Below are 10,887 nucleotides of genomic sequence, written 5' to 3'. Positions count from 1 at the left end.
AGATGTACCCGACGTTCGAGGACTACCAGGCTTGGACGCAGCGCACGATCCCGATTGTGGTGTGCGAGCCGTGAATTACGACTTGCACTTCTATTTCGACCCGGTGTGCCCGTTCGCGTGGATGACGAGCAAGTGGGTGCGCATGGTCGCGGCACAGCGCGACTACAGCGTGGACTGGCGGTTCATCTCGCTGCGGATCCTCAACGCGAACATAGACTATGCCGCGCACTTTCCCGCTTATTACGAAGACGGGCACACGGCGGGCCTGAAGCTGCTGCGGGTGGCCGCGCGGGTGCGAGACGAGCACGGCCGCGACGCGGTCGGCCCTCTGTACGAAGCGCTGGGAACCCGCCTGTTCGACACTGTGCGACTGGAGAAGTTGGCCGCTGCGGACCAGGCTGCGCGATCGCTGGTGGATTCCGCACTTCAGGTTGCGGGTCTGCCCCGCACCATGGCCGACGCGCTCGACGATACAACGTTCGATAACATCATCCGCGCGGAAACCGAAGAGGCGCTTGGCCTTACAGGACGCGATGTCGGCACGCCGATCCTTCACTTCAAGCCGCCGGCCGGGACGGCGTTCTTCGGGCCGGTGATCAGCCGGCTGCCGAGCAGCGACGATGCCGTCGAGCTCTGGGACCATGTCATCGCCGTCGCCGATTTTGCAGGCTTCGCCGAGATCAAACGAAGCCTTCGTGAACGTCCTCAGCTTGCCGCGTTCGGTGTTGACCCCGAATCGGTTGGTAAGGAAGAGGACTGGCATGGGGGTAGCCGGCGCGTCAAGAAGTAGCGGCATACACGAGGCGATTCAGGCGCCGAAGACGGGCACCGGCGGGCGTGCTTTGGCGAGCAAGTCGGCGACGACGGACCCGAGTTCGGCCGGATCCCACCGCGCGCCCTTGTCGACCTCCGGACCGTGCGCCCACCCTTCGGCCACGCGTACGATGCCACCCTCGACCTCGAACATCCTGCCGGTGACGTCGCGCGACTCGGTGCTGCCCAGCCAGACCACCAACGGCGAGATGTTCTCTGGTGCCATGGCATCGAATTCGGCATCCTGAGTCGACATCATCTCGGCGAAGACGGTCTCGGTCATCCGGGTCCGCGCGGATGGCGCGATCGCATTGACAGTGACGCCGTATCGGCCCATCTCAGCGGCGGCGACCAGCGTCATCGCCGCGATGCCCGCCTTAGCCGCACTGTAATTCGCTTGTCCCACACTGCCTTGCAGGCCCGCACCGGAACTGGTGTTGATGATCCGCGCGTCGACGGTTTTGCCCGCCTTGGACTGGGCACGCCAGTACGCGGCCGCGTGCCGCATTGTGGCGAAGTGGCCCTTCAAGTGCACGGCGATGACGGCGTCGAACTCGTCCTCGCTGGTGTTGGCGAACATGCGGTCTCGGACGATGCCCGCGTTGTTGACCAACACGTCGAGTCCGCCGAAGGCGTCAACGGCCGTGTGAATCAAACCTTCGGCCTGCGCCCAGTCGGCGACGTTGGCGCCGCTCGTGACGGCTTCACCACCGGCTGCAGTGATCTCGTCGACCACTCCTTGTGCCGCGCTGCCACCGCCGGCCGGGGACCCGTCGAGCCCAACGCCGATGTCGTTGACCACCACCCGCGCGCCCTCGGCGGCGAATGCCAGCGCATGAGCGCGTCCGATTCCGCCGCCTGCGCCCGTAACGATCACCACGCGGCCATCGACCAGTCCCATATCCGTTGTCTCCCTTGCCTATTTGATTGCGGTAGTCGTCGCCAGATAGTGCGGGGGCTCACCGCCACCGTGCACCTCGAGCGAGGCGCCGCTGATGTAGGACGCGGCATCGGACGCCAGAAACGCTGCGGCCCAACCGACGTCGGCGGGCTTGGCCAGCCGGCCCAACGGCACGTTCTTCGATATCGCCGCAATCGAATCCGCGTCGCCGTAGAAGAGTTCTGATTGCTCGGTTTCGACCATCCCGACCACCACGGAGTTGACCCTGACTTTGGGTGCCCATTCGACCGCGAGTGTGCTGGTGATGCTCTCGACGCCGGCCTTGGCCGCTCCGTAGGCGACTGTCCCCGGAGTAGGACGACGGCCACTGACGCTCGCGACGTTCACGATCGACCCACCGCGCTCCTGCGTCTGCATCACCGCGTTGGCGTGGGTCGAAACCGACAGCGGCCCCAGCAGATTCAACTGAATGATCTTGGCACTGAACTTCGCCGACGCCTCCGCGGCGGCCACGTACGGCGATCCGCCCGCATTGTTGACCACCACATCGAGGCGGCCGTGGTCGGCCACAACGGCGTCGATCAGGCCTTTGACGTTGTCGTCGTCGCGGACGTCGCAACTGTGAAACTCGTACGGCAGGCCCTCGACCGGGCGCCGCGCGCACGTCACCACCGTCGCGCCCTGCTCGGCGAAGACGGCGCTGATCCCGGCGCCGACACCACGCACACCGCCGGTCACCAGCACCACCTTGCCGGAGAGCCCGAAATTGAGGGGAAGCCCTGGGCCGGCGTCGGTCACTGTGCTAGCTTACCAAGCAAGTGCTTGCTTTCCTAACAACCAGGAAGTCCTATGGCCATCACGTCAGCAACTGTCGAGCCCGGCATCGTCGCCGTCACCGTCGACTATCCGCCGGTCAACGCAATCCCGTCCCGCGGTTGGTTCGAACTCGCCGACGCCATTACCGCCGCCGGGGCCAGCACCGACACCCACGTCGTGATCCTTCGCGCCGAGGGCCGCGGCTTCAACGCGGGCGTCGACATCAAGGAGATGCAAACCACCGCTGCGCACGCGAGGAGCAATCAGGCCCCCGCCTACACCGCGCTGATCGACGCGAACCGCGGGTGCTTCGCCGCGTTTCGGGCGGTCTACGAGTGCGCGGTTCCTGTGGTCGCGGCAGTGAACGGATTCTGCGTCGGGGGTGGCATCGGGCTGGTCGGCAACGCCGACGTCATCGTGGCCTCCGATGATGCGACGTTCGGGCTGCCGGAGGTGGAGCGGGGCGCACTCGGCGCTGCCACCCACCTGTCTCGCCTTGTACCCCAACACATGATGCGACGGTTGTTCTTCACCGCGGCGACCGTCGACGCCGCGACACTTCACCACTTCGGCTCGGTGCACGAGGTCGTTCCGCGCGAAGAGCTCGATGAGGCCGCGCTGCGGGTTGCCCGCGACATCGCGGCCAAGGACACCCGGGTGATACGCGCCGCCAAGGAGGCGCTCAATTTCATTGACGTGCAACGGGTGAACTCCAGCTACCGGATGGAGCAGGGCTTCACATTCGAGCTCAACCTCGCTGGCGTGTCCGACGAGCACCGCGACGCGTTCGCGGGTACCTCCAAGGGGAAGTCCGAGTGAGCGACAAACGCACTACGCTCGACGAGGCGGTCTCCGAGCTGCGCAGCGGGATGACCATCGGCATCGGCGGCTGGGGATCACGGCGCAAGCCAATGGCTTTCGTGCGGGCGCTTCTGCGCACCGACGTCACCGACCTCAACGTCGTCTGCTACGGAGGGCCGGACCTCGGGCTGCTGTGCTCGGCCGGAAAGGTTCGCCGCGTGTATTACGGCTTCGTATCCCTGGATTCGCCGCCGTTCTACGACCCCTGGTTCGCCAAAGCTCGGACCAGCGGTTCGATCGAGGCCCGGGAGATGGACGAAGGCATGCTGCGCTGCGGTTTACAGGCCGCGGCGCAACGGCTTCCGTTCCTGCCCATCCGCGCCGGGCTTGGCAGCGACATTCGGTCGTTCTGGGGTGACGAACTCAAGACCGTGACTTCGCCGTATCCCGCCGACGGTGGCTACGAGGAGCTCATCGCGATGCCCGCGCTCACGCTCGACGCCGCCTTCGTGCACATGAACCTCGGCGACGCACACGGCAACGCGGCATACACGGGCATCGACCCGTACTTCGACGATCTGTTCCTGATGGCCGCCGACCAGCGCTACCTCTCAGTCGAGCAGGTGGTGCCCACCGAGGAGCTGGTGAAAGCCGTTCCACCACAAGCGATGCTGATCAATCGGATGATGGTCGACGCGGTCGTCGAGTCACCTAACGGCGCTCATTTCACCACGGCCGAACCGGATTACCGCCGCGACGAGAAGTTCCAACGCCACTACGCCGAGGCCGCGGCCTCCGACGAGTCGTGGCATGAGTTCGTCGCCACCTACCTTTCGGGCAGTGAAGATGACTACCAGGCCGCGGTGCGCAAATTCCAGGAGGGGCAATGACATCCGGGGCGAGCGAAGCGACGGGAGAAACCGCGGCATCCCGCGCTGAGGTGTGCGCCGTCGCGTGCGCCGAGCTGTTCCGCGACGCCGGCGAAATCATGGTCAGCCCCATGGCGACCATGGTGTCGGTAGGCGCGCGGCTGGCCCGGCTGACGTTCTCCCCCGACATCCTGTTGACCGACGGCGAAGCACGGCTTCTCGCTGACACTCCCGCGATCGGCGCCTCGGGTGCGATCGAGGGATGGATGCCGTTCGGCCGGGTCTTCGAAACCCTGGCGTGGGGGCGTCGTCACGTCGTCATGGGCGCCAACCAGGTCGACCGCTACGGCAACCAGAACCTCTCGGCGTTCGGACCGCTGCAGCATCCGACTCGTCAGATGTTCGGTGCACGCGGCGCGCCGGGCAACACCATCAACCATGCGACCAGCTACTGGGTGGGCAACCACTCCACACGGGTGTTCTGCGACAGCGTCGACGTCGTGTGTGGAATCGGCTGGGACAAAGTCGATCCGAACAACCCCGCATACCGGTTCGTCAACGTGTACCGGGTGATATCCAACCTCGGTGTGTTCGACTTTCACGGTCCCGACCACACCATGCAGGCACTGTCCCTACACCCCGGCATCTCGCCTGACCAAGTGCGCGAGAACACGTCGTTCGACGTTCACGGCCTCGACGATGCGGAGCCGACGCGGCTGCCGACTGATGACGAGCTGAAGCTCCTGCGCGAAGCGATCGATCCCAAGTCATTGCGGGACAAGGAAATCCGCTGATGGCCGCGCTGAAGACACCGCTGACCGACCTGGTCGGCATCGAGCACCCCGTCGTGCAGACCGGCATGGGGTGGGTTGCGGGTGCGCGGTTGGTGTCCGCGACCGCCAACGGCGGCGGTCTTGGCATTCTCGCATCAGCGACGATGACGCTCGACGAACTGGCCACTGCGATAGGCAAAGTCCAGGACGCCACCGATCGGCCGTTCGGGGTGAACATCCGGGCCGATGCCTCCGACGCCGACGATCGCGTCGATCTGATGATCCGCGAAGGCGTCAAAGTGGCGTCGTTCGCTTTGGCGCCGCGTCAGGAACTGATCGCCAAGCTCAAAGACGCGGGAGCCGTGGTGATTCCGTCTGTCGGTCTGGCCAAGCACGCTCGCAAGGTGGCGTCGTGGGGTGCCGACGCGGTGATCGTGCAGGGCGGTGAGGGCGGCGGCCACACCGGGCCAATAGCCACGACGTTGCTCCTGCCGTCAGTGCTCGACGCGGTGGACATTCCTGTGATCGCAGCAGGCGGCTTTTTCGACGGACGCGGGCTGGCCGCTGCTCTGTCCTACGGCGCGGCCGGGGTGGCGATGGGCACCCGGTTCCTGCTGACATCGGACTCGACAGTGCCCGACACCGTCAAACAGCGTTACCTCGAGGCCGGGCTCGACGGCACCGTCGTCTCGACACGCGTCGACGGGATGCCGCACCGCGTCCTGCGAACGGAGCTGGTCGAGCGGCTCGAGAGTGGTTCTCGCGCCAGAGGTTTCACGGCGGCTGTACGGAACGCTGCGAAGTTCAAGAAGCTGTCGGGAATGACCTGGCGGTCGATGGTGCGCGACGGGCTGGCGATGCGGCACGGCAAAGAGCTGACGTGGGCGCAGGTACTGATGGCCGCCAACACCCCGATGCTGCTGCGGGCCGGGCTCGTCGAGGGCAACACCGAGGCTGGCGTGCTGGCCTCCGGTCAGGTGGCGGGCATCGTCGATGACCTGCCGTCTTGCGCCGAGCTGATCGATTCGATCGTTGCCGATGCTGTCAAACATCTGCGAGCAGCCTCCGGCTTGATCCAGTAGGCCGCCCGGGCACTAAGGTTCTATCGAGGGGGGCCAGCGCGCAGGAGGTTCCGAGTTGCCGACTCATCAAGCAGTGCACGTCGCATCCGCGGGTGGGCCCTTGGAGCTCGCCGAAGTCGAAACCACCTCCCCCGATCGCGACCACGTTCGGATCGACGTCGCGGCCTGTGGCGTCTGCGGTACCGACCATGAGATCGCAAACGGGGCCTTCCCGGTGTCATGGCCGCTGACCTTGGGCCACGAACTTGCCGGAACCATTGCCGAATTGGGAGACGGTGTAGAGGGTTTCGCCGTGGGCGATCGCGTGGGCGTGGGCTGGTTCGGCGGCTGTTGCAACCGCTGTGTCCAGTGCCGTAAGGGCAACCTGATCCATTGCGAGAACGGTCAAGTCCCCAGCGTTGCCTACCCAGGCGGATACGCGCAGTCGGTGATTGCGCCGGCGACCGCGCTTGCGCGGATTCCCGACGAACTGTCTTTCAGCGAGGCCGCGCCGATGGGCTGCGCCGGTGTCACCACCTACAACGCTCTGCGCCACACCAGTGCGCTTCCAGGGGACCGGGTCGCGGTCCTTGGCGTCGGAGGGCTCGGACATCTCGGCGTGCAGTGGGCGCGGGCGATGGGATTCGAGACGATCGCGATCGCACGCGGCAAGGACAAGGAAGCCGACGCGCGCGAATTCGGTGCACACCACTATGTCGACTCCACTGCCGGTGACGTCAGCGAAGCGCTGAGGGATCTAGGAGGGGTGACCACCATCTTGGCGACGGCGAACAACCCGCAAGCCATCGGGCAGACCGTCGGTGGCCTGCTGCCGCTCGGCGAGCTCGTCGTCATCGGCGTCTCGGCGGATCCGCTGCCGATCAGCCCGCTGCAACTGATCACCCCGGCGCTCCGCGTGAGCGGGCATCCGTCCGGCACCGCCCGCGAAGTCGAGGAGACGATGCAGTTCGCGGTGCTCTCCGGTGTCCGCGCACGGATCGAGGAGTATCCACTCGCCGACGCGGCCGAGGCGTATGCCGCGATGGAGCACGGAAAGGCGCGCTACCGCGGCGTCCTGACCATGTAGCCCGTCTCGCCTATTGGCGCAGAGGTGAGTTGGGCCTAGAGGCGTTCGATGATCGTCACGTTCGCGGTCCCGCCGCCTTCGCACATTGTCTGAAGACCGTAGCGACCGCCGACGCGTTCCAGTTCGTTCAGCATCGTCGCGAACAGCTTTGCGCCGGTCGCGCCCAGCGGATGACCGAGTGCGATCGCTCCTCCGTTGGGGTTCACCTTGTCCGGATCAGCCTTGATCTCTTTGAGCCACGCCTGCACGACGGGGGCGAACGCCTCGTTGATCTCGACGACGTCGATGTCGTCGATGGACAGGCCGGTCTTCTCCAACGCGTACCGGGTCGCCGGAATCGGTCCGGTCAGCATGAACACCGGATCTGCGCCGCGGGCGCTGATGTGGTGAATACGAGCCCTCGGCTTGAGTTTGTGGTCGGCCACGGCGCGCTCGGAGGCAAGCAGGGTCGCACTCGCGCCGTCGGAGATCTGGCTGGCCATCGCCGCGGTCAACCGCCCGCCCTCGACGAGTGTGTTCAGGCCGGCCATCTTCTCCAGTGACGTGTCACGCGGGCCCTCATCGGTGCGGAATCCGTCCACCTCGAAGATCTCGTTCTCGAAATGCCCTGCACGAATGGCATTTTGGGCGCGTTGGTGACTGCGTAGCGCGTAATGCTCCATCTCCTCGCGCGAGATGTTCCACTTCTCCGCGATGAGCTCCGCGCCGCGGAACTGTGAGATCTCCTGGTCGCCGTAGCGGTGCAGCCAGCTCTTCGACTCGTTGGTCGGCGACGTGAAACCGAACTGCTCGGCGACGGTCATCGCCGAGCTGATCGGGATCTGGCTCATGTTCTGCACTCCGCCGGCAACGATGACATCAGCGGTGCCAGACATGATCGCTTGGGCACCGAAGGAAATAGCCTGCTGACTCGAACCGCACTGCCGGTCGACGGTGACGCCGGGCACCTCCTCGGGGTATCCCGCCGCCAGCCACGACAGCCTGGCGATGTTGCCGGCCTGTGGGCCGATGGCATCAACGCAGCCAGCGATGACGTCGTCTACGGCACCCGGGTCGACGTCGACGCGGTCGAACAAGCCGCGCCACGCGGCAGCTCCCAGGTCGACGGGGTGCACGCCGGCCAGCGATCCATTGCGCTTTCCGACTGCGGTACGCACAGCTTCGATGACGTACGCCTCAGCCATATCAGACTCCTCAAATTACTAGTTGTTCGGCGTTGATCCCGCCGAGGACGATCGAAAGATACTGGCGGCCAACCTGTTCAGCCGTCAGAGGGCCGCCGGGTTGATACCAACGCACCGAAACCCACGTGGTGTCCCGGATGAACCGGTACACCAAGTCGACATTGAGATCCGACCGGAAGTAGCCCTCCTTGATTCCCTGCCGAAGCACGTCGACCCAGATCTGGCGTTGCTTGCGGTTCAGTTCTTCCAGGTAGGAGAACCGGGGTTGAGACAACAGTCGCTTCGCCTCGTCCTGATAGATGACCACCTGCGCGTGCCGGTCCTCGATGGCGTCGAACGATGCCATGAACAAACCTTTGAAGCGCTCCAAGGGATTTGGCCGTGTGTCGATGATGTCCTGGTATCGGGCGAAGAGCCAGTCCAGAAAGTCGCGCAACACCTCGTCGACCATCTCCTCTTTGGACGCGAAGTGGTGATACAGGCTGCCCGACAGGATGCCTGCGGCGTCGGCGATGTCGCGCACCGTCGTCGCGCGCAGGCCCCGCTGGGCGAACATTGTCGCGGCGAGTCCTAACAACTCGTCGCGCCGGCTGATGGATTCGCTGGTCATGGATGCTGGCTCGACACCGAAATCACTTCGCCAGTAAGGTAACTCGAGTAGTCGCTGGCCAAGAACGCGATAGTGGAGGCAACCTCCCACGGCTCGGCCGCACGACCGAACGCCTCACCCTCCGACAGCCGGTCGAGCAGTTCGGAGGAGCTGGTCTTCTCGAGGAACTTGTGCCGCGCGATGCTGGGTGACACCGCATTGATACGAACCCCGTAATCGACGGCTTCGATTGCGCTGCAACGTGTCAGCGCCATCACACCAGCCTTGGCGGCGGCATAATGCGACTGCGAATGCTGTGCCCGCCAGCCAAGCACGCTGGCGTTGTTCACGATCGCCCCGCCGTGATCGGCATCGCGGAAGTACCGCAACGCTGCACGGGTCGCGCGCATCACCGACGTCAGCGTCACGTTCAACACGCGGTCCCACTCCTCGTCGGTCATGTCGACGACAGGCGTCTGGCCCCCGAGGCCGGCGTTGTTGACCAGAACGTCGAGGCGCCCCATCCGTGCGGTGGTCGACGCGATCAGCGCGTCGACCTGGGCGCTGGACGTCACGTCGCACACCACGCTTTCCACCCGACCCAGGCCGAGTTCGCTCAGCTGGTTACGTGTCTCTCCGAGCCGGCGTTCGTGGTGGTCGGAGACGACGACGTCGGCGCCCTCTGCCAGTGCGCGGCGCGCGACCGCAGCACCGATGCCAGTCCCGGCGGCAGCGGTAACCACTACCACCTTCCCGGTCAAGAGTCCGTGTCCGTCAACCTCTTTCGGTGCGACAGAGAGCGTCATGCCGCCCTCCCGATGGTCTTCGCGCGAGCGCTCATCCGCGCACCTCCCGGGGCAAGCCGAGCACCCGCTCGGCGATGATGTTCCGCTGGATCTCGTTCGAGCCGCCGTAGATGGTGTCCGCGCGGGAGAACAGGAACAGCCGCTGCCACTCGTCGAAGTCCCCGTCCTTCAGGACCAGGCCGTCCTTGCCCGCGACGTCCATTGCCAGCTCGCCGAGGTCACGATGCCAGTTGGCCCACAACAACTTCGACACGTTGTCTTGTCCCGGCTTCTCTACGTCCATCGTCGCCAGCGCGTACGACCTCATCGCCCGCAGTCCCACCCACGCGCGTGCCAGCCGCTCACGAATCAACGGATCCTCGGCGGCGCCATTACGCTGAGCGAGCTCGGCGATCCCGGAAAGCTCACGGGCATAGATGATTTGCTGGCCGAGCGTGGACACACCACGCTCGAACGTCAGCGTTCCCATCGCGATCCGCCACCCGTCGCCCGGCTCGCCGACCACCAGGTCGGCGTCGGTGCGCGCGTCGTCGAAGAACACTTCGTTGAACTCCGAGTCACCCGTCAGCTGGTTGATCGGCCGGACGTCCACGCCGGGTTGATCCAGCGGGACCAACAGATACGACAGCCCGGCATGACGCTTGGAGCCCTTTTCGGTGCGCGCCACCACGAAGCACCACTGGGCCCACTGCGCAAGCGACGTCCAGATCTTCTGGCCGTTGATCACCCATTGATCCCCGTCGAGGACGGCTGCCGTCGACACGTTGGCGAGGTCGCTTCCCGCGCCCGGCTCGGAATACCCCTGGCACCAGAGTTCAGTGACATCGACGATCCGCGGCAGAAACCGCTGCTGCTGCTCGGGCGTCCCGAAGGCGATCAGCGTCGGGCCCAGCAGCTCCTCGCCGAAGTGGTTGACCTTCGCCGGAGCGCCGGCCAACGCATACTCCTCGTAGAACGCGACCCGGTGGGCGATTGTCAGCCCGCGCCCGCCATGTTCGGTCGGCCAGCCCAGACAGGTCAGTCCGGCGGCGGCCAGATGCTGGTTCCACGCGAGCCGCTCTTTAAAGGCCTCGTTCTCGCGACCAGGCCCGCCCAGCCCCGTGAGCTCGGCGAATTCGCCGACCAGGTTGTCGGCAAGCCAGGACCGTACCTCGGCCCGGAACTCCTGGACCTCTTCCATTCTTGTA

At 65.4% G+C, this 10,887-nt stretch carries 12 protein-coding genes; 6 read left to right on the top strand and 6 right to left on the bottom strand.

Annotation, left to right across the window (positions count from 1 at the left end):
• Positions 1-121: 121 nt before the first annotated feature.
• The gene (locus tag QOH60_RS01075; protein WP_526416190.1) at positions 122-790 is read left to right on the top strand and encodes a mycothiol-dependent nitroreductase Rv2466c family protein; all 669 of its coding nucleotides are present in this window, start codon (positions 122-124) and stop codon (positions 788-790) included.
• An 18-nt stretch (positions 791-808) separates the two neighbouring features.
• Here QOH60_RS01075 and QOH60_RS01070 read toward each other — a convergent pair whose 3' ends face one another.
• Together QOH60_RS01070 and QOH60_RS01065 are read right to left on the bottom strand one after the other, a co-directional pair.
• Positions 809-1,714: an SDR family oxidoreductase gene (locus tag QOH60_RS01070; RefSeq protein ID WP_526416185.1), complete on the bottom strand. Its 906-nt coding sequence runs from the start codon at positions 1,712-1,714 to the stop codon at positions 809-811.
• An 18-nt stretch (positions 1,715-1,732) separates the two neighbouring features.
• A complete protein-coding gene (locus QOH60_RS01065) occupies positions 1,733-2,512 on the bottom strand; it encodes an SDR family oxidoreductase (RefSeq protein WP_526416183.1) in 780 nt (259 codons plus the stop codon).
• 51 nt (positions 2,513-2,563) lie between these two features.
• Here QOH60_RS01065 and echA20 point away from each other — a divergent pair, with 51 nt between their 5' ends.
• From echA20 to QOH60_RS01040, 5 genes are read left to right on the top strand one after another with little or no spacing between them, the layout of a single operon-like run.
• Complete coding sequence (gene echA20 / locus QOH60_RS01060) at positions 2,564-3,349, top strand: (7aS)-7a-methyl-1,5-dioxo-2,3,5,6,7,7a-hexahydro-1H-indene-carboxyl-CoA hydrolase (protein ID WP_526416181.1); 786 nt, start codon at positions 2,564-2,566, stop codon at positions 3,347-3,349.
• The gene (gene ipdA, locus QOH60_RS01055) at positions 3,346-4,221 is read left to right on the top strand and encodes a cholesterol ring-cleaving hydrolase subunit IpdA (RefSeq protein WP_526416179.1); all 876 of its coding nucleotides are present in this window, start codon (positions 3,346-3,348) and stop codon (positions 4,219-4,221) included. Before echA20 ends, ipdA begins: the two co-directional genes overlap by 4 nt.
• Complete coding sequence (gene ipdB / locus QOH60_RS01050; RefSeq protein ID WP_526416177.1) at positions 4,218-4,994, top strand: cholesterol ring-cleaving hydrolase subunit IpdB; 777 nt, start codon at positions 4,218-4,220, stop codon at positions 4,992-4,994. The genes ipdA and ipdB overlap by 4 nt, the downstream gene beginning before the upstream one ends.
• Entirely contained in the window at positions 4,994-6,055 is a 1,062-nt protein-coding gene (gene ipdC, locus QOH60_RS01045) for a (3aS,4S,5R,7aS)-5-hydroxy-7a-methyl-1-oxo-octahydro-1H-indene-4-carboxyl-CoA dehydrogenase (RefSeq protein WP_526416175.1), read from the top strand. Before ipdB ends, ipdC begins: the two co-directional genes overlap by 1 nt.
• A gap of 55 nt (positions 6,056-6,110) precedes the next feature.
• On the top strand, positions 6,111-7,121 hold the full coding sequence (locus QOH60_RS01040; protein WP_526416173.1) for an alcohol dehydrogenase catalytic domain-containing protein: 1,011 nt from the start codon (positions 6,111-6,113) through the stop codon (positions 7,119-7,121).
• A gap of 35 nt (positions 7,122-7,156) precedes the next feature.
• Here the strand turns inward: QOH60_RS01040 and fadA6 are convergent, their stop codons facing one another.
• From fadA6 to ipdE1, 4 genes are read right to left on the bottom strand one after another with little or no spacing between them, the layout of a single operon-like run.
• Positions 7,157-8,305: a steroid 3-ketoacyl-CoA thiolase FadA6 gene (gene fadA6 / locus QOH60_RS01035; RefSeq protein ID WP_526416171.1), complete on the bottom strand. Its 1,149-nt coding sequence runs from the start codon at positions 8,303-8,305 to the stop codon at positions 7,157-7,159.
• A gap of 10 nt (positions 8,306-8,315) precedes the next feature.
• Entirely contained in the window at positions 8,316-8,915 is a 600-nt protein-coding gene (gene kstR2, locus QOH60_RS01030; protein ID WP_526416169.1) for a TetR family transcriptional regulator KstR2, read from the bottom strand.
• Positions 8,912-9,700, bottom strand: coding sequence for a (5R,7aS)-5-hydroxy-7a-methyl-1-oxo-2,3,5,6,7,7a-hexahydro-1H-indene-carboxyl-CoA reductase (gene ipdF / locus QOH60_RS01025; RefSeq protein WP_526416167.1), 789 nt, complete (start codon positions 9,698-9,700; stop codon positions 8,912-8,914). The genes kstR2 and ipdF overlap by 4 nt, the downstream gene beginning before the upstream one ends.
• A gap of 31 nt (positions 9,701-9,731) precedes the next feature.
• Positions 9,732-10,880, bottom strand: coding sequence for an acyl-CoA dehydrogenase IpdE1 (ipdE1, locus tag QOH60_RS01020; RefSeq protein WP_526416165.1), 1,149 nt, complete (start codon positions 10,878-10,880; stop codon positions 9,732-9,734).
• Between the last annotated feature and the right edge of the window lie 7 nt (positions 10,881-10,887).

This window comes from Mycobacterium sp. (genome assembly GCF_032159765.1).
Taxonomy (GTDB): Bacteria; Actinomycetota; Actinomycetes; order Mycobacteriales; family Mycobacteriaceae; genus Mycobacterium.
Note: the sequence above shows the minus strand (reverse complement) of the source record. Positions and strands in the feature narration are given on the sequence as shown.

Bases quoted from the DNA above. Each gene is read 5' to 3' on its own strand.
- ipdF (WP_526416167.1), bottom strand. From the start codon at position 9,700: ATGACGCTCTCTGTCGCACCGAAAGAGGTTGACGGACACGGACTCTTG.
- fadA6 (WP_526416171.1), bottom strand. From the start codon at position 8,305: ATGGCTGAGGCGTACGTCATCGAAGCTGTGCGTACCGCAGTCGGAAAG.
- ipdC (WP_526416175.1), top strand. From the start codon at position 4,994: ATGGCCGCGCTGAAGACACCGCTGACCGACCTGGTCGGCATCGAGCAC.
- ipdE1 (WP_526416165.1), bottom strand. From the start codon at position 10,880: ATGGAAGAGGTCCAGGAGTTCCGGGCCGAGGTACGGTCCTGGCTTGCC.
- echA20 (WP_526416181.1), top strand. From the start codon at position 2,564: ATGGCCATCACGTCAGCAACTGTCGAGCCCGGCATCGTCGCCGTCACC.
- QOH60_RS01070 (WP_526416185.1), bottom strand. From the start codon at position 1,714: ATGGGACTGGTCGATGGCCGCGTGGTGATCGTTACGGGCGCAGGCGGC.
- ipdB (WP_526416177.1), top strand. From the start codon at position 4,218: ATGACATCCGGGGCGAGCGAAGCGACGGGAGAAACCGCGGCATCCCGC.
- QOH60_RS01075 (WP_526416190.1), top strand. From the start codon at position 122: ATGACGAGCAAGTGGGTGCGCATGGTCGCGGCACAGCGCGACTACAGC.
- kstR2 (WP_526416169.1), bottom strand. From the start codon at position 8,915: ATGACCAGCGAATCCATCAGCCGGCGCGACGAGTTGTTAGGACTCGCC.